The organism is Corynebacterium aurimucosum ATCC 700975 (genome assembly GCF_000022905.1).
GTDB lineage: Bacteria > Actinomycetota > Actinomycetes > Mycobacteriales > Mycobacteriaceae > Corynebacterium > Corynebacterium aurimucosum_F.
In genome coordinates this window covers 2,072,242-2,094,415 of sequence record NC_012590.1, presented here as the reverse complement: position 1 = coordinate 2,094,415, position 22,174 = coordinate 2,072,242, and the positions used below count along the sequence as shown (strand labels likewise).

The window sequence follows — 22,174 nt, the reverse complement described above, 5'->3', positions numbered from 1 at the left end:
GGGCTGTGTGCCCCCTCCAGCCTAGGCCGCCACGGTCTGGGGTGCTGTCTGCTTGGTGGCTGCCGTGTAGGCGCGCACACCGATGAGGGAGACTCCGGCCAACACAGCGGTAGCGCCGGCGAGGGTGTAGAGCCCCGTTGGGGTCCAGCCGCTTTCGAGCAGATAGCCCGCCAGGATGGGAGCGAGGGTAGCGCCCACGCGAGCGATGCCGATGGCAGCGCCCGTACCCGTGGTGCGCAGCGCCGAAGGGTAAGCCTCCGGGGTGACGGTGTAAAGGCCGGAGATGCAGGCGTTGAGGGTAAGGCCTACGCCGACTCCGAGGGCAAACATGAGGGAAGGCACGGCGGTGGAGTTAATGAAGCCGACGAGGACGACGGAGGAGATAAGACAGAAGACGATGAGCAGGGGGCGGGCGTCGATGCGCGTGGTGAACAGGCCGAAGAGGATGGCGCCGATAGCACCGCCGAAGGAAAGCATGATGCCGCCGATGATGCCCTGCTGGGCGGTAAGGCCCTCGGCGGTAAGAAGCTTCGGGGTCCACTGCGAGGTGAAGTTGTAGGCAAACATGATGAAGCTGAAGGCCAGCCAGAGCTTGATGGAGGTGCGCAGGAACTGCGGCGAGACGAGGTCCTTGTAGGAGGCCTTGTGGCTGGTGCGCGGGCGGACGCTGACGTCTCCCGTGAGGCCGAGTTTGGCGGTGATGGTGCGCACCGTGTCCATGCGGCCACGGGCGGCGAGGAAGTCTGCGGACTCGGGGACGAAAGCAACCGTGAGGATAAGGGCGACAACTGTGAGTGCTGCGCCAACCCAGAATATGGGCTGCCAGGTATCGAAGGAGGAGGCGACAACGCCGCAGAAGGAGGCACCGAGGCCATAGCCGGAGGCGTAGATGGCGACGGCCAGGCCGCGGAAGCGCAGGTTGGAGTACTCGCTGACGAGCACGGTGACACAGACAAGGACGCCGCCGACGCCAATGCCGGTGATGAGGCGGCACAGCAACAGCAGGCTAAATGTAGGCGCGAGGGCGGTGAGCACGAGGCCGACGAGGTCAATGACGAGCGAGACCGTGATGAGGGTGGTACGTCCAAGGCGGTCAGCCAACGGGGCGAGGAAGAGCGAGCCAAGGCCGATGCCGATGAGGGCGGAGGACAGGAGCCAGCCAAGGGAAGAATCGGACAGCGCGAACTCTTCGCTGACGGTGCCGGCGCCGAAGGCCATGGCCACCATGTCATAGCCGTCGAGTGCATTGAGGAAGAGGGCAATGGCGATGATGAGCCATTGGCGTGCGCCCATGGGGGAGCGGTCGATGAGTTCGCGGATGTCCATGAAAATCTTTCTGCTGATAGAGCGGTTTCGATGTAAGTTAGTGAACCGCTCTGTCTATGTCCACTAACTGCCGTTTTAAATTCAAGGGCGCGCCGCTGAGTGAGGAATAGCGCTCGAGTCTGAGTGGTTTACTAGAGTGGAACAAACTGCGGTAAAATCGCCCCACCATAACCCCAGAGAAAAGAGTTGAAAGGCCTTCATGGCACGTATGCAAGAAAGCGCTGACCTGCTCAAGTGTTCCTTCTGTGGAAAGAGTCAGAAGCAGGTGAAGAAGCTTATCGCCGGCGGCGGCGTCTACATCTGTGACGAGTGCATCGAGCTCTGCAACGAAATCATCGAGGAGGAGCTCGGCGCGGCTCAGGCCGAGGCGGACGAAGAGAAGGAGATGCGCCTTCCGCGTCCTTCGGAGATTTCGGCTTTTCTGGATAAGTACGTCATTGGCCAGGACCAGGCCAAGCGCGTGTTGTCGGTGGCTGTGTACAACCACTACAAGCGCATCAAGGCTGAGGAGGCCGCGGGCCTGGAGGGCCGCCGGAAGAAGGCGCAGGATGAAGAAGTTGAGATTTCTAAGTCCAACATCCTGATGCTGGGCCCGACGGGATCCGGTAAAACCTACTTGGCGCAGACCTTGGCGCGTTTGTTGGACGTCCCCTTCGCCATCGCGGATGCCACGAGCCTGACCGAGGCTGGCTACGTGGGCGAGGACGTCGAGAACATCCTGCTCAAGCTGCTGCAGGCAGCGGACTTTGATGTGGAGCGCGCGCAGCACGGCATCATTTACGTCGATGAGGTGGACAAGATCTCCCGCAAGTCGGAGAATCCATCGATTACCCGCGATGTGTCCGGTGAAGGCGTCCAGCAGGCGCTGCTGAAGATCCTTGAAGGAACCGTGGCGGCGATCCCGCCGCAGGGTGGGCGCAAGCACCCGAATCAGGAATTCATCCAGCTGGATACGACGAACATCCTTTTCATCGTGGCCGGTGCTTTTGCGGGCTTGGACAAGGTGATTTCGGAGCGCGTGGGCAAGAAGGGCGTGGGCTTTGGCGCCAAGCTGGAGACCAAAGATGAGAAGGAATCAGTCGACTTCTTCTCCCAGGTGCGTCCGGAGGACCTGGTGAAGTTCGGCCTCATCCCCGAGTTCATCGGCCGCCTGCCGGTGGTTGCCACGGTGGATAACCTGGACCGCGAATCGCTAGTTAAGGTGCTCGTGGAGCCGAAGAACTCGCTGGTCAAGCAATACCAGCGCCTGTTCAGCATGGATGGTGCGGAGCTGCACTTCGAGGATGAGGCGCTGGAAGCGATCGCTGAGCTCGCGCTCGAGCGCAAGACCGGTGCCCGCGGCCTGCGCGCCATCATGGAGGAGCTGCTCGTGCCCATCATGTATGACCTGCCGGACCGCGAGGACATTGCCAGCGTCCACATCACGCAGGACTGCGTGACCGACGGCGGCGAGCCGGAATTCGTGTATTCGGACGAAGCGAAGGAATCCGCTTAAACCTGATGTAGATTCATGGCCGGGTGGTGCTGGAAAGCGTCGCTCGGCCATTTTTGCGGTCCAAACCAGAGTGGATGAGAGGAATCGATCATGGAGCTACGTGACGAACAATCACTGCAGGTGGCCAAGCTTTACTATCGCGGAGGGCTGAGCCAAAGCGAGGTGGCTGCTGAGATGGGGCTGTCCCGGCCAACCGTTGCCAAGCTCTTGCAACATGCCAAAACCCGCGGATACGTCACGGTGGAAATCCATGATCCCCGTGAGGACGGCGACGAGCTAGGCCAACGACTAATGGAGCGTTATGGGCTTGAGGATGTTCGTCTCGTCTTTAGCCCACGTGGTGATGAAGACACACTTACAGAGGGCTTGGGGCGCGTCGGGGCCAAGATGCTCCATGAACTTGTCCATGACGGTATGAGTGTGGGGATTTCCTGGGGGAATACCATGCACTCAGTGGCGCGGCATATGCAGCCTAAAAGCGTGGCTGGAGTCGAGATTGTACAGCTCAAAGGTGGACATTCGCACTCTATCCGCGTGACAAATGACATGGACACGCTCAAGCGCATTAGTGCGGCGTTTGGAGCCGAGACTCTGAGCCTGCCTCTGCCAGTCATTTTCGACTCTGCGGAAGCAAAAGAAATCGTCGAAAAAGATAGACACATTTCTTCCATTTTGAATGCAGGGCGCCACGCTGATCTTGCGGTCTTCACTGTGGGAGCTGTCTCACGCGATAGCCTGTTGATGAACCTTGGATACCTCAGTGAAGAGGAGATCCATGTGCTTGAACGTCAGGCCGTTGGTGATGCATGCTCGCGTTTTTACACGGCCGATGGGGAGGTGGCCTCGCCAGCTATAGATGCGCGCACTATCGGCATTTCACTCTCAGAACTAAAGGCGATTCCGCAACGCTTTATGGTGGCCGGTGGGCTTCAAAAGATGGCAGCCATCGATACCGCGCTGCGCATGAAGCTGGCGACGCATGTCGTCATCGACAAAGAAACAGCGAACCGATTGCTTCAGCTTTAGGAGAAACAAACAAAAGAGCCCCTCGTGCTGAGAGGCTCTCCTTGGTGCGGGTTAAAGAACCATGGGGGCGACGATGACGCCCACAATGGCGGCGTTGAGCATATTGGTTAAGAAACCACCGAACAGGGCTTTAGGCCCGAGCTTCGCAATCTCGCCGCGGCGCTCCGGTACGAGGCCGCCGATCGCTCCAATTTGAATACCGATGGAGGAGATGTTGGCAAAGCCGGCCAGAGCAAAGGAAGAGAGCATGATGGCTTTGTCGCTGAGCTGGTCGATGCTTTCACCAAAGGCGGTGTAGCCAACGAACTCATTGAGGATTGTCTTTTGGCCAATGAAGTTGCCAACCTGCATAACGTCGTCCCACGGAACACCGATGAGCCATGCCACCGGAGCGAAGAGGAGACCAAAGAGGCCCTCAAGAGACCAGTTGTCTTGGCCGAAGATAGAGCCTACACCGCCGAGGATGGCGGAGAGCATCGCGATCATAGCGATAAAGGCAATGAGGAGGCAGGCCACTGAAATAGCGATCTTGCCGCCGGCCATGGCGCCGTTACTGATGGCATCGATGATGTTCTTGGAATCATTGTCGCGCACGTCCTTGACTGTGGCATCCAAGCTAGATTCCTCGGTCTCTGGCATAAGGCCCTTGGCGATCAGAAGCGAACCTGGGGCGTTCATCAAAGACGCGGCTAGCAGATACTCCAACGGTGCGCCCAATAGGGAATACCCAATGAGCGTGGAGCCAGCGACCGAGGCGAAGCCGCCGACCATGCAGGTATAAAGCTCCGAGCGAGTGAGCTTGGGTAGGTAGGGCTTGATGACGAGTGGGGCCTCAGATTGGCCGAGAAAAATAACTGTCGTGGCCCATACAGATTCCACCTTGGATGTGCCCATAAGCCATTTAATGCCCGAACCGACGTACTCGACAAAGTACTGGATGACTCGAAGATAGTAGAGCGCAGCAATAATTGCGCCCAAAAAGATGACCACCGGAAGAACATTGAGGGCGAAAATGAAGTTTTCCCCGAGTAAGCCACCGAATACGAAGGACGTGCCTTCGTTCGTGAAATCAGTGAGCTTGGTTAGGCCGTGGGAGACTGCTGCGAGAGCTTTGAACCCGGGCTCCCACGCCAGCACTAGGTAGCAGAAGACAATCTGAAGGGCGAGGCCCACACCGATTGTGCGCCACTTAATGTTTTTGCGCGAACTTGAAAGAACATAAATGACCGCGAGGATCGCGAGGATTCCTAAAAGACCTTGTAGGCGTTCCATGTTTATCAGACCATTCTCCTAAAGGGCCTCGGGGCCAAAGGAATAGGGGAGGATTTCGCTGAAGTCGAAGCTGCGGGGTGCACCGTCGACGGACACAATGACTCGTTCGCAGTTGAACTCGCGCAGTACCTGGCGGCAGGCGCCACACGGATAGCACGGTTCAGCCTTGAGGCCAACGATGGCAACAGCGCGAATTACGGGCAGATTGGGCAAGTGGCCGTCATCAGCGGTGGCCTCACCCGACGTGATCATGTGAGCAGCGGCGTTGCGCTCGGCGCAGATGCCCAAGGGACTGGATGCATTTTCGACGTTGGAGCCGGTGATGACCCGGCCATCGTCGAGAAGTATGGCGGCACCGACCGGGAACGAGGAGTACGGCGCCCATGCATGATGTGCGGCTTCCCTCGCCTTCTCCAAAAGCTCAACATCCGTTGGAATTGTTGTCGCATTCATAGCGATGGGGTCCTTTCTTGCGGTGCGGGAGGAGGTGTGTCCCAGCACTATGGGAACAAATAGAAAACTCCTCATTGACATCTGTTCTACTAGCGATAATAATGGGCTATGTTGCGATGCACAAGCCCGAATTTTAAGTGAGGTAAAGCACAGCGGGCTGCATTCCGTATCCCGTAATAGGCAGGCCAAGAGTGAAGGAGTTGTCATGGCCGAGAAATTTGATGCAGTTGACGTTATCCGTACTAAGCGTGACAAGGGGGTGCTGAGCCCCGATGAGATTGATTGGGTAATCGATGCTTACACGCGTGGAGTGGTGGGCGATGAGCAGATGGCCGCACTTAATATGGCCATTTTCCTCAATGGCATGAACCGTGGGGAGATTTCGCGCTGGACCCAGGCCATGATTGCCTCCGGTGAGACAATGAGCTTCGATTCCTTGTCGAAGAAGACCGCCGATAAACACTCCACCGGTGGTGTCGGCGACAAGATCACCTTGCCGCTCGCGCCGCTTGTTGCAGCTTTCGGCGTTGCCGTACCGCAGCTGTCCGGTCGCGGCCTTGGGCACACGGGCGGAACGCTGGATAAGCTCGAAGCTATTCCAGGGTGGCAAGCTGATGTCAGTAATGAACGCATGATGGAAATCCTGGAGGATCCAGGCTGCATCATTTGTGCTGCCGGTGCTGGCCTGGCTCCTGCGGACAAAAAGATTTACGCGCTGCGTGACATCACCTCCACTGTGGAGGCCATCCCGCTGATTGCTTCCTCTATCATGTCTAAGAAAATCGCGGAAGGTACGTCTTCCTTGGTTCTCGACGTTAAGGTCGGCTCCGGTGCATTCATGAAGAACCAAGAGCAGGCTCGCGAGTTGGCGCAAACCATGGTTGATTTGGGCAAGGATGCTGGCACGAAGACGACTGCTTTGTTGACTGATATGTCGACCCCTCTGGGGCGCAAGGTAGGCAATGCCCTTGAGGTTGAGGAATCTGTAGAGGTGCTCGCCGGTGGCGGTCCGGCGGACGTCGTCGAACTCACTGTTGCTCTGGCTCGCGAGATGCTCGAGGCGGCCGGCGTTCACGACGCCGACATTGAGGCAGCCCTCAAGGACGGCCGTGCTATGGACAAGTGGAAGCAAATGATTAAGGCGCAGGGCGGCGACCCAGATGCCGCTCTGCCGGTGGCGAGCCACACCCACGATGTCATCGCGGACTCCGATGGCTACCTGACCGAACTTGATGCTCTCGCTGTCGGCGTGAGCTCGTGGCGCTTGGGTGCCGGTCGTGCTCGAAAGGAAGATCCGGTACAGGCCACCGCTGGTATTGAACTGCATGCCACGAAGGGCGAGAAAGTGACCAAGGGACAGAAACTGTTTACTCTCCACACGGAAACCCCAGACCGCTTCGAGCGCTCCTTGGAGGTTCTCAACAGCGGTTTCCAAATTACCGATGAGCCGCTATCTGAAGAGCGCAAGATCATTCTCGACCGAATCAGCTAACACACCTACTTTTCTTTAGGAGGCACTATGACTTCCCGTACTGACGTTGCTCAGATGATTGATCACACCCTGCTCAAACCGGAAGCTACTCCGGACCAAGTGGCTGCTCTGGCCAAGGAGGCAGGAGAACTGGGCACTTATTCCATTTGTGTATCGCCTAACCAATTGCCTGTCGATGTCCCCTCCGGTGTGCACGTTGCTACCGTTGTGGGTTTTCCTTCCGGAGCTGTGAAAACCGAGGTCAAAGCAGCTGAGACTGGGCGGGCTGTGAAGGACGGGGCCGAGGAGATTGACATGGTGGTAAATCTTTCCCAGGTCAAATCCCATGACTACGCTGCGGTGGAGGCTGACATTAAAGCCGTGCGCGATGCGGCACCGGCTCCCGTCATCGTGAAAGTCATCATTGAATCTGCTGCGCTTGATGATGAAGAAATCGTCGCCACATGCCAAGCCGCCGAGCGTGCAGGTGCCGATTTTGTTAAGACCTCGACTGGGTTCCACCCCGCCGGTGGCGCTTCGGTCCATGCCGTGAAACTCATGGCAGAAACTGTCGAAGGCCGCCTTGGGGTAAAAGCCTCAGGGGGAATTCGCGATGCTGAAGCCGCGCAGGCGATGATTGATGCTGGCGCAACGCGCTTGGGTCTGTCATCCTCTGCGGCCGTGCTCGAAGGGTTCGAGGCTTAAAATGACATCTTTGCTGGAGACCGCCCGGTGGTGGGCTGAGCACGACCCAGATCCGGCAACGCGGGCAGAGATACAGTCCCTCATCGATGCGCGCGATGAGCAAACGCTACGCCCGTTGTTTGCAGGCCCGCTGTCTTTTGGGACTGCTGGCCTGCGCGGCACGATCGGTCCGGGTGAGTCGCAGATGAACCGCGCTGTCGTTATCCGAACGACAGCGGGGTTGATGGACGTGCTGAAGAAGCACGTGGACGTGCCGAAAGTTGTCGTCGGATGCGACGCTCGTCATGGTTCCGCAGCTTTTCATCGCGATGTTGCTGATGTGGTGGCCGCCGCGGGTGGACATGCATTAGTTCTCCCGCCACAGAATCCCACTCCGCTTACCGCGTTTACGGTTCGGCAACTAGGTGCTGATGCAGGAGTTATGGTTACGGCTTCGCACAATCCGCCCCAAGATAATGGTTACAAGGTGTACTTGGGTGGCCGCGTAGTCGAAGGTGATGGCCAAGGTGTGCAGATCGTGCCGCCGTTTGATTCTGCGATTGCTGCTGCGATTGCTGCCGCTCCTCCTGCTGATCAGGTGGCCCGTGATGCGGCCAACGGCCCTGGAAAGGTAGAAGAGGTTGATACCCGCGAAAGCTACCTAACGCGCATTAAAGAACGTGCGGGGGAGGGACCGCGAGATCTTCGCATCGCTCTCACACCGATGCACGGTGTGGGAGGTGAATTAGCGCTCAAGGCCCTGGAAGCAGTGGGGTTCACTGAAGTTGAACTGGTGGCAGAGCAAGCCCAGCCAGATCCAGATTTCCCCACCGTTACCTTTCCTAACCCCGAGGAGCCGGGTGCGCTCGACTGTGCCTTTGCAGCCGCTCAGGAAACACGAAGCGACATTATTGTGGCGTTGGATCCTGATGCAGATCGTTGTGCCGTTGCCATTCCTACCGACAACGGGTGGCGTCAGCTCACCGGTGATGAAACCGGTGCTCTGTTGGGTAATTACTTGGCTCGCGACGGCGGTGTGTTGGCCAACTCAGTGGTGTCGAGTCGCTTCCTCGGGCGCATTGCACAGGCACGCGGCGCCCAGTGGCGCACGACGCTCACTGGGTTTAAATGGATTGCGCGCACACCTAACCTGACCTTTGGCTACGAGGAAGCAATCGGGTACTGCTGCGACCCCGAAACCGTGGCGGACAAGGACGGTATTTCGGCAGCAGTGACCGTCGCGTGCTTGGCAGCCGAATTGAAGTCTGCAGGCAAGAACCTGCAAGATAGACTCGACGAGCTCGCCGCTGAATTAGGCACGTACAAGACGAAGCCATTGACCTTCCGCTTCGACGACATCACGCAGATTGCTCCCACCCTGGAGCAGATCTTGCAATCCCCGCCGGAATCGCTGGCCGGTTCGCCCGTCCTGCGCGCGAGCGATATGTCGAAGGGCTACCAAGGCTTGGACCCGACCCCCGGATTGGTCCTGGAAACCGAGGCCAACGACCGCGTCATTATCCGCCCCTCGGGTACGGAGCCGAAGCTCAAGTGCTACCTCGAAGTGGTGCGGGAAGGCGATGTCGATTGGGTAGGCGCTGAAGAGCGATTGGACCGCATCGCTGCGGAACTTAAACAGGAGTTAAACTTGTAACTAGCTCTCTGGCCCGCACGTCCTGCTAAAAATGTGGCATCTTTCACAAGGCATCTTCTTCCTGAAGATGCCTTTTGTGCTGTCTACATGGCGTTTTCAGGTTTAAAAACGCCTTCTGTCAGATGCCATCTGCTCGTTGGGGCAAAGGAACCAGATGAATGGGACCATTTAGCTGTGGAGTGAGATTGTGACCTGGGCTTGTGCTCAGGCCGGCGCGCAGATGGTTTCTTTACTTTGGTTCCTTTGCTCGCGCGCCGTTGAGGAATGGGCTTTGCGTGAATGCTGAGTGGGTAGGACGAGGAACTAGTGGCTGCTGGCGCCATATGAGGGAGAAGCTACTGGTAGAGGCTCGCTGACGCGTCGCCCTCGTCCTCGGTGGAGTAGACATCCAAGGGCGCGGACTCAGCATCGAGCTCGGTTTCGTTCTGGGTGAGGTAGGACTCGAAGCCGATGTCCGGGATGTTCGCTGTAAGGAAAGCCAGCACAGCATCGACCGCCATGCGGTGCAACCCCTCAGTGTTGTTGTGGGTGTACATGTTGATGTCGAGCAGGTTGCTCATCATCGCGTGGTTCGTCACCCGGTACATCGTGAGCGCAGAAATCAGCGTGAAAATATCGTTGGCGGAAATTCCCGGGCGGAACGCGCCGGAATCCTGGCCCAGCATGAGTAGCCGGTCTAGGTGGAGGGAGATCTCGGAAACGTCGACAAGCGCCTGCGAGGTCTCGAGCACACTGTGGGAGGATTCCATCGTCAGCATCCGGATGGCTTCGGGGTTGTTCACATGCTGGCGGAACAGCCAATCCACCATGGTGCGCACGCCCTCTACCGGGACAGCAGAATTGATCTTGAGGCTGCCCTCCGGCGGGTTGAGGCGCCGCGCCGCCGCTGCTAACGCTTGCTGGTAGAGCCCCTTTTTATCCCCGAAGTAGTAGTGGATCATGCGTTTGGACATCCCAGACAGCTTCGATACGTTCTCGAGCTTGGTTTCGGCATAACCATGCTCAGAAAACTCCGATATCGCAACATCGATCACGTGCTCAACAGAGCCGGAGTCGACCGATGAAGTCTCAGCGCTCATGGAAAGTCCCGTCTAGTCGATGGAAATGCGTACAGTTGTCCACTATGCCGAAAAAAGACGGCCATGGAGCTCAAGTACAAAGAACTCGCATCTTTCGGGGGTAAAATCACACCCCATGGGGGCGGAAAACGGGACTAGGGTGGGAAGGTGAATACCCAGCCGAAAGGACTCGCACATGACTGCATCGAAACCCGTCAAGATCACCGTGACCGGCGCCGCCGGCAACATCGCCTACTCCCTGCTGTGGCGCATCGCTGCGGGCGATGTCTATGGCAAAGACACTCCGGTGGAACTCGCATTGCTGGAAATCCCAGACGCCGTGGGAGCCGCTGAAGGCGTGGCCATGGAGCTTAATGACTCCGCGTTCCCCCTCCTACGTGGCATTACCGTTACCGATGATCCGCAGGTGGCCTTCAAGGACACCAAGGCTGCTTTCCTCGTCGGCTCGCGACCGCGCAGCAAAGGCATGGAGCGCGCAGACCTGCTGGAGGCCAACGGCGCCATTTTCACGGTCCAGGGCAAGGCACTGAACGACGTCGCTGCGCGCGATGTCCGCGTCCTGGTCGTGGGCAACCCGGCCAACACCAATGCTTATATTGCGGCGAACAGCGCACCGGACCTGGACCCCAGCCAGTTCACCGCCCTCATGCGCCTGGACCATAACCGCACCTTGAGCCAAGTTTCCCTCAAGACGGGCGTGCCTACCGCTGAGCTGAACAAGGTCGCCGTATGGGGCAACCACTCCGCCTCCCAGTTCCCGGACCTGACTTTCTCCAACGCTGAGGTAGATGAGGACTGGTACAAGGAGGAGATGATCCCGAAGGTGGCCAAGCGCGGTGCCGAGATTATCGCCGTGCGCGGTAAGTCTTCAGCTGCCTCCGCAGCCTCTGCCGCGGTGGATCACATGCACGATTGGATCCATGGCACCGAGGACTGGCGTACCGCAGCCGTCGTCTCCGATGGCTCCTATGGCGTGGACGAGGGCCTCGTCGCAGGTTTCCCCACCGTCGCCCGCGACGGCAAGTGGGAAATCGTGCAAGGCCTCGAGCTCAACGATTTCCAGAAGGAGCGCATCGAGGCCTCGGTTCAAGAGCTGCGTGAGGAGCGCGAGGCCGTAGCCCACCTGCTCAAGGACTAAGACTCAAGCACTAAGTTATCGATGAGCCGCACCGGCCCCACCTGCGCCGCAACCAGCGCCAGGGCGGGCCGGTGTTGTGCATCAACGGGCTCGAGCGTGGCTGGATCCACCACGGTGAGGTAGTCCACCGTCACGCCGGGGGAGGAGGCGAGCTGCGCGCTCGCCTCGTCGAGGGATGCACCGTCCCGCAGCGCAAAGAGCGCCTGGGACAGCGCCACGGCTTGCTCTCGCTCGACAGGGCTCAGGCGAGAGTTGCGGCTGGACTCGGCCACGCCGTCCGCCGCGCGGACGATGGGCGCGCTGATGATGTCGAGTGGCAGGTCGAGGTCCGCCACTAAGCGCCGAATAATGGCCACCTGCTGGGCATCCTTCTGCCCGAAGTAGGCGCGGTCGGGGCGCACGAGAGTGAATAGCTTGCTCACCACAGTGGCCACGCCGTCGAAGTGGCCGGGGCGCGAAGCGCCTTCCAAGACCGAGCCCATCTCACCCGTGCGCACCCACACCCGCGGGGTGCCACCCGGGTACATCTCCTCCACGCTGGGGGCGAAGACCGCATCGACGCCTAGTGATTCTAAGAGTGCGGCATCTGCATCCAGATCGCGCGGGTAGGCGCGGTAGTCCTCGCAATCGCCGAGGTCGGTGAACTGCAGGGGGTTGACAAAGACCGAGCACACCACGGTGTCGTTCTCTTCGCGGGCGCGGCGAACGAGGGAAGCGTGGCCGTCGTGAAGCGCGCCCATCGTGGGAACCAATCCCACGGATCCGGATGCCGCTGCGTGGAAGGCACGGAGTTCAGATTTAGTTGTGAGGATCTGCATGGCCAAAACCTTAGTCCTCGAAGGACTCCTCGGCGTTGGGGAAGGCGCGTTCGTTCACATCGGACACGTACTCCTTCGCGCCCTCCAGCAGCGCGCCGCGTAGATCTGCGTAGCGGCGCACGAAGCGCGGCGCCTTGGGCCCGCCTAGGCCGAAGGCATCGGTCCACACCAGAATCTGCCCATCGGTCTGCGCACCCGCGCCAATACCAATGGTGGGGATGGGCAGCTCCTTGGTCACCTGTTCAGCAAGGGCCGCGGGGACCATCTCCAGCACCACGGCGAAGGCGCCGGCCGCGGCGAGGGCGCGGGCGTCGTCGTGAAGCTTCTCCGCGCCGGCACCGCGGCCCTGGACCACGAAGCCGCCCAAGGCGTGGACCTGCTGGGGCGTGAAGCCGATGTGGGCGCAGACAGGGATGCCGGCGGCGACAAGCGCGGCAACAATCGGTGCGCGCTCCGCACCGCCCTCCAGCTTCACGGCCTGCGCACCGGTTTCCTTCATGACGCGCACCGCGGTTTCGAGCGCCTGGGAGGGGCCGTCCTCATAGGAGCCAAATGGTAAGTCCACCACCACGAAGGCACGGGAGGTGGATGAGACCACCGCGCGGGCAAGGGGGATCATCTCATCGAGGGTGAGGGAGAGTGTGGTTTCCCGGCCCAGGACCACATTGGCCAGGGAATCGCCGACGAGCAGGAGATCGACCCCGGCTTCATCGAAGATTCCGGCGGTCATGCAGTCATAGCTCGTCAGGCACGCGAAGGCCTGAGAGTTTTCTTTGGCGCGGGCGAAATGGCGGGTGCGGAGACGGGCGCGGTGGCCAGGGTTGTGAGACATGCCCTTACTCTAGCCAGGGGTCAGGTGCCAGTTGACGCACAGGGTAGAGTTGGCCAGGTGACTGATCAGAATAAAGAGCAACTCGTTGGCACCAACCGCGCGGACCAGCTTCCCAAGTCCTGGGAGCCGCAGGCAGTAGAGAAAGACCTCTACGAAGGCTGGGTGAACGCCGGTTACTTCACCCCGGATGCTTCCTCGGAGGCGGAGCCCTACTCCATCGTGCTGCCGCCGCCGAACGTCACCGGCCAGCTGCACATGGGCCACGCCCTGGACCACACTCTGATCGACTCCATCATTCGCCGCAAGCGCATGCAGGGTTATGCCACCCTGTGGCTGCCGGGCGCTGACCACGCCGGTATCGCTACCCAGACCAAGGTGGAGGCCCGCCTGCGCGAGCAAGAAGGTAAGAAGCGCTGGGACTATGAGCGCGAGGAATTCATCAACAAGGTCTGGGAGTGGAAGGAAGAGTTCGGCGGCACCATCCAGAACCAGATGCGCGCCATCGGTGACTCGGTGGATTGGTCCCGCGAGCGCTTCACCCTGGATGATGGCCTCTCTCGCGCCGTGCAGACTATCTTCAAGACCCTCTACGACGAGGGCATGATCTACCAGGCCAATCGACTGGTCAACTGGTCCCCGGTGCTGGAGACCGCCGTTTCCGACATCGAGGTCGTCTACAAGGACGTCGAGGGCGAGCTCGTGTCCATCCGCTATGGCTCGCTGAACGACGATGAACCGCACCTCATCGTGGCCACCACCCGTGTGGAGACGATGCTGGGCGACGTCGCCATTGCCGTCCACCCCGACGACGAGCGCTACGCCCACCTGGTGGGCCAGGAGCTACCGCACCCCTTCCGCGATGATTTGAGCCTGAAGATCATCGCCGACGATTACGTGGACATGGAATTCGGCACCGGTGCAGTGAAGATCACCCCGGCGCATGATCCGAATGACTACGCCATGGGCCTGCGCCACGACCTGGACATGCCCACCATCATGGACACCACCGGACACATCGCGAACACCGGCACGAAGTTCGACGGCCTGACCCGCGAGGAAGCCCGCGTGGAAATCCGTGAGGCGCTGCGCGAGCAGGGCCGCATCGTCAAGGAGATCCGCCCCTACGTCCACTCCGTGGGCCACTCGGAGCGCTCCGGCGAGCCCATCGAGCCGCGCCTGAGCCTGCAGTGGTTCGTGGCCGTGGAGAAGATGGCGAAGATGTCTGGCGACGCCGTCCGCGAGGGCGATACCACCATCCACCCGAAGTCCCTGGAGCCGCGCTACTTCGAGTGGGTTGATGACATGCACGATTGGTGCATCTCCCGCCAGCTGTGGTGGGGCCACCGCATTCCAATCTGGTACGGCCCGGAGGGCGAGGACGGCCAGCGAGATATTGTCTGCCTCGGCCCCGACGAGGAAGCACCGGAAGGCTACGTCCAGGACCCGGACGTTCTGGACACCTGGTTCTCCTCCGCGCTGTGGCCTTTCTCCACGATGGGCTGGCCGGAAAAGACCGCCGATCTGGAGAAGTTCTTCCCCACGAACGTGCTGGTCACCGCCTATGACATCCTCTTCTTCTGGGTCGCCCGCATGATGATGTTCGGAACCTTCGCCGGCGCCCACACCCCGGAGCTGCTCGGTGAGGGCAAGAACGGCCGCCCGCAGGTTCCGTTCACGGATATCTACCTCCACGGCCTGGTGCGCGATGAGCAGGGCCGCAAGATGTCGAAGTCCCTGGGCAACGGCATTGACCCGATGGATTGGGTCCGCGACTATGGCGCGGATGCGCTGCGCTTCACCCTGGCTCGCGGTGCGAACCCGGGCGTGGACCTGCCGCTGGCTGTCGACGCCGCTGCTGCCGGCCGCAACTTTGCCACCAAGCTCTTCAACGCCACCAAGTTCGCGCTCATGAACGGCGCGGGTGTGGCTAAGCTGCCGGCACGCGACGCGCTGACCGACGCCGACCGCTGGATCCTCGACCGCTCCGAAGAGGTCCGCGCCAAGGTGGATGTCTACCTGGATGACTACCAGTTTGCTAAGGCCAATGAGCTGCTCTACCACTTCGTATGGGATGAGCTGTGTGACTGGTACCTGGAGATTGCCAAGACCCAGATCCCGCGTGACTTCGATGGGGCGAGCGCCGAGGAGCAGGCCACCGGACGCACGACCCAGATCGTTCTGGGCCGGGTTCTTGACCTGGTTCTGCGCCTGCTGCACCCGACCATGCCGTTTGTCACCGAGGTCCTGTGGAAGGCCCTGACCGGCGGGGAGACCATTGTCACCGCCCCGTGGCCGACGCAGGACGATACCAACGGTGGCGCCGAGAAGGACGAGGTGGCCGCCCGCCGCATTCAGGACGCCGACAAGCTCATCACCGAGCTGCGCCGCTTCCGCTCCGACCAGGGTGTCAAGCCTTCCCAGAAGGTCCCGGGCCGCCTCGACTTCGCCGCGGCCGACCTGCAGGAGCAGGAGGGGCTCATCCGCAACCTGGCCAACACCACCGAGCCGGGTGAGGACTTCACCGCGTCTGCCTCCATCGAGGTACGCCTGTCCCAGGCCACCGTCGAGGTCACCCTGGATACCTCCGGCGCCGTCGACGTCGAAGCCGAGCGCAAGCGCCTGGAGAAGGATCTGGCCAAGGCCCAGAAGGAGCTGGACCAGACCGGCAAGAAGCTGGGCAACGAGGCGTTCCTGTCCAAGGCGCCGGAGGCCGTCGTGGAGAAGATCCGCGTTCGCCAGCAGGTGGCTCAGGAAGAAGCCGAGCGCATCACCGCACGTCTGGAGGGGCTCAAGTAGTGGCGGAGGAGAAAGGCCGCGAGGAGTTTGAGGTCGTCGATGCCCTCGCGGAGGGCACCGATGGCGGGCCGGTCGAAATCACCGACTCCGGCCTGACCCTCAACCTCGGCGGCGAGGAAGACTACGAGGAGGCAGCGCCCGAGCAGGCCACACCAGAGGAGCTCGCGGAGCTGGCTCAAGTTACCGCTGAACTCAACGCCCGCGCCCCGGAGACCATCATTGAGCCCAGCCTCGAGCGCATCGAGATGCTCATGGATCTCTTGGGCAACCCGGAGCGTTCCTTCCACGTCATCCAGGTCGCGGGCACTAACGGCAAGTCCTCGACCGCTCGCATGATCGATTCGCTGCTGCGTTCCTTCCACCGCCGCGTAGGCCTAGTCACCAGCCCCCACCTACAGCTGGTGACCGAGCGCATCGGCATCGACGGCCACCCCATCCACCCGCGCGACTTCGTGCGCATCTGGCGCGAAATCAAGCCTTATGTGGAGATGGTGGATTCCCGCTCCGACATTCCCATGTCCACCTTCGAGGTGCTCGTTGGTATTTCTTATGCGGCCTTCGCCGATGCGCCCATCGACGTCGCCGTGGTCGAGGTCGGTCTCGGCGGTACGTGGGATGCCACGAATGTGGTCAACGCAGAGGTAGCCGTGGTCATGCCGGTGGGCCTCGACCACACGGATTACCTCGGTGACACCATCACGGAGATTGCCGGTGAAAAGGCCGGCATCATCAAGGCCCGTGAGCACGATTCCGAGGACGTGCTCACGCCGGGGGAGAACATCGCCATCTTGGCGGAGCAAGACCCGGAAGCCATGCGCGTGCTGCTGCAGCGCACCGTCGACGTCGGTGCCGGCGTGGCCCGCGCGGGCTCCGAGTTCGCCGCGCTCGAATCCCGCATCGCAGTGGGCGGCCAGCAGCTGAGCATCCAGGGCCTGGGCGGGATGTACGAAGACATCTTCCTGCCACTGCACGGCGAGCACCAAGCCAAGAACGCGGCCGTGGCTTTGGCTGCGGTAGAGGCCTTCTTCGGGGCGTCGGCAGGCCACCCACTCGACATTGCCTCGGTGCGAACCGGCTTTGCCAAGGCCATTTCGCCCGGCCGTTTGGAGCGCGTGCGCACTAGTCCCACGACTTTCCTTGACGCTTGCCACAATCCGCACGGCGCCAAGGCCTTGGCCGCAGCCCTCGACCGTGATTTCGATTTCGCGCGACTCATCGGCGTGGTCTCCATCTTCACGGACAAGGATGCCGCCGGCATCCTCACTGCCCTCGAGTCGGTCCTCACGGAAGTCGTGATCACGCAGAACACCTCCCCGCGCGCCCGCGATGCCTATGAGCTGGCGGAGCTGGCCCGCGATATCTTCGGCGAAGAGCGCGTGTACGTCGAGCCCGACCTCCCCAGTGCCTATACTCAGGCCGTTGAATTGGCGGAGGATGCCGACGTGCAGTCCGGTTCCGGCATCGTGATTACTGGCTCGGTAGTCACCGCCGGTGACGCCCGCGCACTCTTTGGAAAGGAACCCGCATGAGCCCCCGCAAACCTGTCCCTGAGGAAGAGATCGGCCCGCTTGGCTTGGGTGAGGCACCGGCCAAGGATCCCCTTAAGCAATTCGGCGGCATGGTGGTGGCCAGCTCCCTCACGCTGGAACTCATTACCTTTGTCCTAGCGCTGCCTATGCTGTACAAGCTTTATGACGGCACCCTGTGGACCCCGTTCAACTATGGCGTGGTGATCGGTTTTATGGTGCTGCTCCTGGCGTCTTTCCCCTTCATGAATAAGCCGTGGATCGTCGGGGTGCAGATAGTCCTCCACGTCATCGGTATCGTGCTCGGCTTTATGGTCCACTGGTCCGTGGCGACTATCTTCATCATCTTCGCCCTGCTCTGGGCGCTCGCGGCCTATATGCGTTCGGTGATTGTCGCCCGCATGGAGCGCGGCTACCTCACCACGCAGCACCTGACTGAGAAGTAGGCCGCCGCGGTGTATATCCGGCCGGAGCTGCGCGCGGGAGCGGCGTTCATGTCGCTATTCGATCCGACTAATCCGCTCATCCGCCGCGCCGGGCGCATCATGCCAGCGCTCTGGCCCGCGCCCTTAATCCAGGGCGTGCGCACGCAGCAGGTGGAGAACACCGAAATCCACGCCACCATCTATAGCCCGGAGAACCCGCGCGGTGCTGTGCTGTGGATCCACGGTGGTGGTCTGCTCATGGGGCATCCGCGCCAAGACGTCAAGCACCTCAAGGAGACCGCTGCGGAAGTAGGCGTTAGCATCATCGCGCCGCGCTACCGCTTCGCCCCGGAGAACCCTTATCCGGCCGCGCTTGACGACGTCCACTCGGCCTACCACTGGCTCCTCACGCATGCGGAAGAGCTGGGAATCAGACCGGATCGGATTGTTATCGGCGGGCAGAGCGCCGGGGGAGGGCTCGCCGCGGCACTGTGCCAGCGCCTCCACGATGAAGGCGGGCTTCAACCAGCCGGGCAGTGGTTGTTCTGCCCGATGCTCGATGACCGCGCAGCCTCCACCGACCGCAACCCCATCTGGGACGCGGATTCCAACGCGCAGGCTTGGCGCTTCTACGTCAATGGCAACCCCGATGCACCCTATGCCGTTCCCGGTCGCCGCGCGGATTTGTCTGGCCTACCACCGGCGTGGCTATATGCGGGCAGCAGCGAGCTTTTCTACGGCGAGATTGTGGATTACGCCGAGCGCCTGAGAACTGCTGGCGTTCCTACACAGTGCGAGGTCGTCGACGGTGGCGTGCATGCCTTCGAGCTGTGGGCTCCCCATACTGCGGCGGCAAAGCGCCTGCTCATGAGCTCGCGCGTCTGGCTGCAGTCGACGTTCAACACGCTAGACTAACGGGCATGCTCTTTCTGCTCTACGGTCTTTCCGCACTGCTGTGCATCGCCGCACTCGTGGCCAAACTGTATTTTGGTGGCTTCGCGCTTCCTCTCGCATTGCTGATCCCGGCCTTCGTCTTCCTCGTCGTCGGCATGCTCAAGCAGCAGCGCGACGAGCGCCCGGTGGAGTTTGCGGATTTGGAAGAATGGCACCGCGAGGAGCTGAAAAGCCTGCTGGAGAGCGGCCAATACGGCACGGCCGTGCGCCAAGTACAGATGTGGTTTCGTGGCACGAGCCATGAGCGCGCGGAAGAAATCGTGCAACACCTCACGTAGCGCTTAAAATTAGCCCCACTGTCAGGACGCGGGAGCACCTGTTCTGTACTATGTGCCCTATGACTGAACGTACACTCATTCTCATCAAGCCGGACGGCGTGAAGAACGGCCACGTGGGCGAGATCATCTCCCGCATCGAGCGCAAGGGCCTGAAGCTCGTCGCCATGGATCTGCGCGTCGCCGACGAAGAGACCGCAAAGAAGCACTACGCCGAGCACGAGGACAAGCCTTTCTTCGGCGAGCTCGTTGACTTCATCACCTCCGCACCGCTGGTTGCTGGCATCATCGAGGGCGAGTCCGCTATTGCCGCATGGCGTCAGCTGGCCGGTGGCACCCACCCAGTAGAGAAGGCCACCCCGGGCACCATCCGCGGTGACTTCGCCCTGACCGTTGGCGAGAACGTTGTTCATGGTTCCGACTCCCCGGAGTCCGCAGAGCGCGAGATCTCCATCTGGTTCCCGAACCTTTAAAGAAGTTCACCGCGCCTAGCGCGCAATAAGGCCCGAGCATAGCGCTCGGGCTTTTGTCGTTTCTGACCCTTAACCCGAACCCGTCCTGTGTGCTCGAGCGCAGGTAGCCCGGGCGCGGCTTAGTCGAACGAGAGCAATGTGCGCAATGCCATAAAGGCGTCTTTGTGCACCTGATGGGTGACGGTTCGGCCGCGTTGCTGTCTGGATAGCAAGCCGGCCTCCCGCAGGCGCGCTAGGTGGTGGGAGACCGTGGGCTGACTCAGCGCAGTGAGCTCGGTGAGTTCCGTGACGCTCATGGGCCCACAGCCTTCATCGCACAGGATGGACAAAAGACGCAGGCGGGCTGGGTCTGCCAGCACTTTGAATTGCTGCGAAAAATGCGTCGCCTCGGCGTCGCTGAGCGGCCCCGTGCTTAAGGAGCAACACTCAGTGCCGGGCGCGCTGGTCTCGGGCGTGGAAGAGGAAGCCATGCGATCAGTATAGGGGTTATCCTTGCGTCTTACTTTATATTGACGCGCATCAATACGTGCTGTACATTGCATGTTCGTATCGTGCTCTATTCAACGTTAAAGGAGGGAGAGACATGGCCGTGCCGCAGCGCCCGACGTTGTCTTTTCTTGACCGATTTTTACCCGTGTGGATCATTCTGGCGATGGCTGCCGGACTGCTCATTGGCCACTTCATTCCCGGGATTGGCCAAGCCTTGGGCACCGTTGAAGTGGGCGGGATTTCCATCCCGATCGCCATTGGTCTCCTCGTCATGATGTACCCACCCTTGGCCAAGGTTCGCTACGAGAAGACCAAGGAAATTGCCACGGATGGCCGCCTCATGGCGGTATCGCTCGTCCTCAACTGGCTGGTGGGGCCGGCGTTTATGTTTACCCTGGCGTGGCTGTTCTTGGCGGACCAGCCGGAGCTGCGCACCGGCCTCATCATTGTGGGACTCGCGCGCTGTATTGCCATGGTGCTTGAGTGGTCGGACCTCTCGTGCGCTGACCGCGAGGCAACGGCTGTGCTTGTCGCCCTGAACTCCATCTTCCAGGTCGCTATGTTTGGTGTTCTGGGCTGGTTCTACCTTCGCGTCCTCCCCGGATGGCTGGGCCTGGACACGACGAGCGCTGACTTTTCCTTCTGGGCCATTGTTAAGTCCGTACTTGTCTTCTTGGGCATACCGTTCCTGTTGGGTGCGCTGTCTCGCGTGTGGGGCGAAAAGGCAAAAGGACGGGAATGGTTTGAGAACCGCTTCCTCCCAGCCGTATCGCCCCTGGCCATGATTGGTCTGCTGTACACAATTGTGTTGCTCTTTTCCCTGCAGGGCGAGCACATTGTGGAGCAGCCCGCAACGGTAGTGCGCGTGGCCGTGCCGTTGGTTATCTACTTCGTGGCCATGTTTGTGCTGTCGCTGGGGGTGGCAAAGGCCGTTGGCATGAATTACGCGCAGTCTGCCAGTGTGGCGTTTACTGCAGCAGGAAATAACTTTGAGCTTGCTATTGCAGTATCTATCGGCACCTTCGGAGCGATGTCTGCTCAAGCCCTTGCCGGAACGATTGGTCCCCTTGTTGAGATTCCAGTCCTCGTTGGTCTGGTCTATTTCATGCTGTGGATTGGCCCGAAACTCTTCCCAGGAGATGACATTCTTCCGCACTAGCGCGTGCGTGCAGCGTCCATGCTGCGCACGCCGGATTCGGTCAGAGTGATGTTAAAGGTCCGCTCACCACTCCACTTGATGAAACCAGGCAGCTTCACCACGCCGGCCGCTTCGAGTTCACGGAGTTCTTCTTCGAGCCCCTCCTCGTAGCCGAGCAGCTGCCCCAGTGCAGGGATGGTGGTGGTATTGCCAGTGACTGCACCGGCGGCGACCAGCCCGCTGAGGACTTCCGGGTGAGCTTCTACCGCGGTGATGCTCTCTTGAGTGACGCCTTCGAGGCTTCCTTGTTCGGTGATGGCCTTGATGCGTCGCTTGCCCACTCGGTAGGAGGTGGTACCGAAAGCGCGGCCGCCGAAGATGAACGCGGGGATGGAGAAGGCAGTAAGTCCAGCGGCGATAAGGATGGGGTTGGGTGAGATATCGCCGAGAATCCCGGTGGACTTAATTCCCTCAGTGATGAGAGGGGAGAAGATAGCAAGCACCGGTAGAAAGTAGGCGAGAAGAGGGTAATCGCCCGCCCGGTACTCTTCTTGAGCAGCTTGGACGAACTTTGGCTTGCTGCGAATGATGCGGATGGCGCCGTAGGCCATGGCGATCCAAAGCACCGCATAGACCGGGACCGCGTAGGGGTCGGGAAGGTCAACTGCGCGAAGGCCGGAGGCGATGCCCGCCGGTACAGCAACTGTGATGATATCCCGCAGCGCAATCTCGTTGCGGGCGCGCGCTTGGGCCACGGTACGTGGCGCCTGTTTAGGTAATTTCCGTTCTGCCGGTGTGTTCGTGGGCGCGCTGTCGGACATAGCGGCGATACTAACATGTGAGCCTCGAT

The 22,174-nt window shown here is 60.6% G+C and carries 21 protein-coding genes; 13 read left to right on the top strand and 8 right to left on the bottom strand.

Going from position 1 to position 22,174, the window contains the following annotated elements; translation table 11 throughout:
• Nucleotides 1-21: 21 nt before the first annotated feature.
• Nucleotides 22-1,326: an MFS transporter gene (locus tag CAURI_RS09845; RefSeq protein ID WP_010190913.1), complete on the bottom strand. Its 1,305-nt coding sequence runs from the start codon at nt 1,324-1,326 to the stop codon at nt 22-24.
• Between the two features lie 199 nt (nt 1,327-1,525).
• On the opposite strand from CAURI_RS09845, the gene clpX reads away from it, so the two are divergent.
• Together clpX and CAURI_RS09835 are read left to right on the top strand one after the other, a co-directional pair.
• Nucleotides 1,526-2,821 carry an ATP-dependent Clp protease ATP-binding subunit ClpX gene (gene clpX, locus CAURI_RS09840; protein WP_010190911.1) on the top strand — a complete coding sequence of 432 codons (1,296 nt, stop codon included), beginning with the start codon at nt 1,526-1,528 and terminating at the stop codon, nt 2,819-2,821.
• Between the two features lie 90 nt (nt 2,822-2,911).
• Nucleotides 2,912-3,847 carry a sugar-binding transcriptional regulator gene (locus CAURI_RS09835; RefSeq protein WP_010190910.1) on the top strand — a complete coding sequence of 312 codons (936 nt, stop codon included), beginning with the start codon at nt 2,912-2,914 and terminating at the stop codon, nt 3,845-3,847.
• 51 nt (nt 3,848-3,898) lie between these two features.
• Here CAURI_RS09835 and CAURI_RS09830 read toward each other — a convergent pair whose 3' ends face one another.
• Nucleotides 3,899-5,119 carry a NupC/NupG family nucleoside CNT transporter gene (locus CAURI_RS09830; RefSeq protein WP_010190909.1) on the bottom strand — a complete coding sequence of 407 codons (1,221 nt, stop codon included), beginning with the start codon at nt 5,117-5,119 and terminating at the stop codon, nt 3,899-3,901.
• Between the two features lie 18 nt (nt 5,120-5,137).
• Nucleotides 5,138-5,572 carry a cytidine deaminase gene (locus tag CAURI_RS09825; protein WP_010190908.1) on the bottom strand — a complete coding sequence of 145 codons (435 nt, stop codon included), beginning with the start codon at nt 5,570-5,572 and terminating at the stop codon, nt 5,138-5,140.
• A gap of 205 nt (nt 5,573-5,777) precedes the next feature.
• Here CAURI_RS09825 and CAURI_RS09820 point away from each other — a divergent pair, with 205 nt between their 5' ends.
• The 3 genes from CAURI_RS09820 to CAURI_RS09810 are packed head-to-tail and all read left to right on the top strand — an operon-like array spanning nt 5,778 to nt 9,381.
• Complete coding sequence (locus tag CAURI_RS09820) at nt 5,778-7,064, top strand: thymidine phosphorylase (RefSeq protein ID WP_010190907.1); 1,287 nt, start codon at nt 5,778-5,780, stop codon at nt 7,062-7,064.
• A gap of 27 nt (nt 7,065-7,091) precedes the next feature.
• The gene (gene deoC, locus CAURI_RS09815; protein WP_010190906.1) at nt 7,092-7,748 is read left to right on the top strand and encodes a deoxyribose-phosphate aldolase; all 657 of its coding nucleotides are present in this window, start codon (nt 7,092-7,094) and stop codon (nt 7,746-7,748) included.
• A gap of 1 nt (nt 7,749) precedes the next feature.
• Nucleotides 7,750-9,381 (top strand): phospho-sugar mutase, encoded by a 1,632-nt coding sequence (locus tag CAURI_RS09810; protein WP_010190904.1) that lies wholly within the window; start codon nt 7,750-7,752, stop codon nt 9,379-9,381.
• A 335-nt stretch (nt 9,382-9,716) separates the two neighbouring features.
• On the opposite strand, the gene CAURI_RS09805 is transcribed toward CAURI_RS09810, so the two are convergent.
• On the bottom strand, nt 9,717-10,460 hold the full coding sequence (locus tag CAURI_RS09805; RefSeq protein WP_010190903.1) for a TetR/AcrR family transcriptional regulator: 744 nt from the start codon (nt 10,458-10,460) through the stop codon (nt 9,717-9,719).
• Nucleotides 10,461-10,635: 175 nt separating this feature from the next.
• Here CAURI_RS09805 and CAURI_RS09800 point away from each other — a divergent pair, with 175 nt between their 5' ends.
• Entirely contained in the window at nt 10,636-11,598 is a 963-nt protein-coding gene (locus tag CAURI_RS09800) for a malate dehydrogenase (RefSeq protein WP_010190902.1), read from the top strand.
• On the opposite strand, the gene panC is transcribed toward CAURI_RS09800, so the two are convergent.
• Nucleotides 11,595-12,416, bottom strand: a complete 822-nt coding sequence (gene panC, locus CAURI_RS09795; protein WP_010190901.1) for a pantoate--beta-alanine ligase — start codon at nt 12,414-12,416, stop codon at nt 11,595-11,597. The genes CAURI_RS09800 and panC overlap by 4 nt on opposite strands.
• 10 nt (nt 12,417-12,426) lie before the next feature.
• The gene (panB, locus tag CAURI_RS09790; protein WP_010190900.1) at nt 12,427-13,248 is read right to left on the bottom strand and encodes a 3-methyl-2-oxobutanoate hydroxymethyltransferase; all 822 of its coding nucleotides are present in this window, start codon (nt 13,246-13,248) and stop codon (nt 12,427-12,429) included.
• 57 nt (nt 13,249-13,305) lie between these two features.
• On the opposite strand from panB, the gene CAURI_RS09785 reads away from it, so the two are divergent.
• From CAURI_RS09785 to ndk, 6 genes are read left to right on the top strand one after another with little or no spacing between them, the layout of a single operon-like run.
• A complete protein-coding gene (locus tag CAURI_RS09785; RefSeq protein WP_010190898.1) occupies nt 13,306-16,044 on the top strand; it encodes a valine--tRNA ligase in 2,739 nt (912 codons plus the stop codon).
• Nucleotides 16,044-17,573, top strand: coding sequence for a bifunctional tetrahydrofolate synthase/dihydrofolate synthase (folC, locus tag CAURI_RS09780; protein ID WP_010190896.1), 1,530 nt, complete (start codon nt 16,044-16,046; stop codon nt 17,571-17,573). The genes CAURI_RS09785 and folC overlap by 1 nt, the downstream gene beginning before the upstream one ends.
• Nucleotides 17,570-18,016 carry a DUF4233 domain-containing protein gene (locus CAURI_RS09775; RefSeq protein ID WP_010190895.1) on the top strand — a complete coding sequence of 149 codons (447 nt, stop codon included), beginning with the start codon at nt 17,570-17,572 and terminating at the stop codon, nt 18,014-18,016. Before folC ends, CAURI_RS09775 begins: the two co-directional genes overlap by 4 nt.
• A gap of 48 nt (nt 18,017-18,064) precedes the next feature.
• Nucleotides 18,065-18,910: an alpha/beta hydrolase gene (locus CAURI_RS09770; protein ID WP_012715211.1), complete on the top strand. Its 846-nt coding sequence runs from the start codon at nt 18,065-18,067 to the stop codon at nt 18,908-18,910.
• Nucleotides 18,911-18,915: 5 nt separating this feature from the next.
• The gene (locus CAURI_RS09765) at nt 18,916-19,227 is read left to right on the top strand and encodes a hypothetical protein (protein ID WP_010190893.1); all 312 of its coding nucleotides are present in this window, start codon (nt 18,916-18,918) and stop codon (nt 19,225-19,227) included.
• 59 nt (nt 19,228-19,286) lie between these two features.
• Nucleotides 19,287-19,697: a nucleoside-diphosphate kinase gene (gene ndk, locus CAURI_RS09760; protein WP_010190892.1), complete on the top strand. Its 411-nt coding sequence runs from the start codon at nt 19,287-19,289 to the stop codon at nt 19,695-19,697.
• Between the two features lie 119 nt (nt 19,698-19,816).
• Here ndk and CAURI_RS09755 read toward each other — a convergent pair whose 3' ends face one another.
• Nucleotides 19,817-20,167 (bottom strand): ArsR/SmtB family transcription factor, encoded by a 351-nt coding sequence (locus CAURI_RS09755; protein WP_010190891.1) that lies wholly within the window; start codon nt 20,165-20,167, stop codon nt 19,817-19,819.
• Nucleotides 20,168-20,280: 113 nt separating this feature from the next.
• On the opposite strand from CAURI_RS09755, the gene arsB reads away from it, so the two are divergent.
• Nucleotides 20,281-21,345 carry an ACR3 family arsenite efflux transporter gene (gene arsB, locus CAURI_RS09750; RefSeq protein WP_010190890.1) on the top strand — a complete coding sequence of 355 codons (1,065 nt, stop codon included), beginning with the start codon at nt 20,281-20,283 and terminating at the stop codon, nt 21,343-21,345.
• Here the strand turns inward: arsB and CAURI_RS09745 are convergent.
• Nucleotides 21,342-22,145 carry a hypothetical protein gene (locus tag CAURI_RS09745; protein ID WP_012715209.1) on the bottom strand — a complete coding sequence of 268 codons (804 nt, stop codon included), beginning with the start codon at nt 22,143-22,145 and terminating at the stop codon, nt 21,342-21,344. The genes arsB and CAURI_RS09745 overlap by 4 nt on opposite strands.
• Nucleotides 22,146-22,174 lie beyond the last annotated feature (29 nt).

Excerpts from the sequence above, each read along its gene's own strand:
- CAURI_RS09845 (WP_010190913.1), bottom strand. The coding sequence starts at position 1,326 with ATGGACATCCGCGAACTCATCGACCGCTCCCCCATGGGCGCACGCCAA.
- clpX (WP_010190911.1), top strand. The coding sequence starts at position 1,526 with ATGGCACGTATGCAAGAAAGCGCTGACCTGCTCAAGTGTTCCTTCTGT.
- CAURI_RS09835 (WP_010190910.1), top strand. The coding sequence starts at position 2,912 with ATGGAGCTACGTGACGAACAATCACTGCAGGTGGCCAAGCTTTACTAT.
- CAURI_RS09830 (WP_010190909.1), bottom strand. The coding sequence starts at position 5,119 with ATGGAACGCCTACAAGGTCTTTTAGGAATCCTCGCGATCCTCGCGGTC.
- CAURI_RS09825 (WP_010190908.1), bottom strand. The coding sequence starts at position 5,572 with ATGAATGCGACAACAATTCCAACGGATGTTGAGCTTTTGGAGAAGGCG.
- CAURI_RS09820 (WP_010190907.1), top strand. The coding sequence starts at position 5,778 with ATGGCCGAGAAATTTGATGCAGTTGACGTTATCCGTACTAAGCGTGAC.
- deoC (WP_010190906.1), top strand. The coding sequence starts at position 7,092 with ATGACTTCCCGTACTGACGTTGCTCAGATGATTGATCACACCCTGCTC.
- CAURI_RS09810 (WP_010190904.1), top strand. The coding sequence starts at position 7,750 with ATGACATCTTTGCTGGAGACCGCCCGGTGGTGGGCTGAGCACGACCCA.
- CAURI_RS09805 (WP_010190903.1), bottom strand. The coding sequence starts at position 10,460 with ATGAGCGCTGAGACTTCATCGGTCGACTCCGGCTCTGTTGAGCACGTG.
- CAURI_RS09800 (WP_010190902.1), top strand. The coding sequence starts at position 10,636 with ATGACTGCATCGAAACCCGTCAAGATCACCGTGACCGGCGCCGCCGGC.
- panC (WP_010190901.1), bottom strand. The coding sequence starts at position 12,416 with ATGCAGATCCTCACAACTAAATCTGAACTCCGTGCCTTCCACGCAGCG.
- panB (WP_010190900.1), bottom strand. The coding sequence starts at position 13,248 with ATGTCTCACAACCCTGGCCACCGCGCCCGTCTCCGCACCCGCCATTTC.
- CAURI_RS09775 (WP_010190895.1), top strand. The coding sequence starts at position 17,570 with ATGAGCCCCCGCAAACCTGTCCCTGAGGAAGAGATCGGCCCGCTTGGC.
- CAURI_RS09770 (WP_012715211.1), top strand. The coding sequence starts at position 18,065 with ATGTCGCTATTCGATCCGACTAATCCGCTCATCCGCCGCGCCGGGCGC.
- CAURI_RS09765 (WP_010190893.1), top strand. The coding sequence starts at position 18,916 with ATGCTCTTTCTGCTCTACGGTCTTTCCGCACTGCTGTGCATCGCCGCA.
- ndk (WP_010190892.1), top strand. The coding sequence starts at position 19,287 with ATGACTGAACGTACACTCATTCTCATCAAGCCGGACGGCGTGAAGAAC.
- CAURI_RS09755 (WP_010190891.1), bottom strand. The coding sequence starts at position 20,167 with ATGGCTTCCTCTTCCACGCCCGAGACCAGCGCGCCCGGCACTGAGTGT.
- arsB (WP_010190890.1), top strand. The coding sequence starts at position 20,281 with ATGGCCGTGCCGCAGCGCCCGACGTTGTCTTTTCTTGACCGATTTTTA.
- CAURI_RS09745 (WP_012715209.1), bottom strand. The coding sequence starts at position 22,145 with ATGTCCGACAGCGCGCCCACGAACACACCGGCAGAACGGAAATTACCT.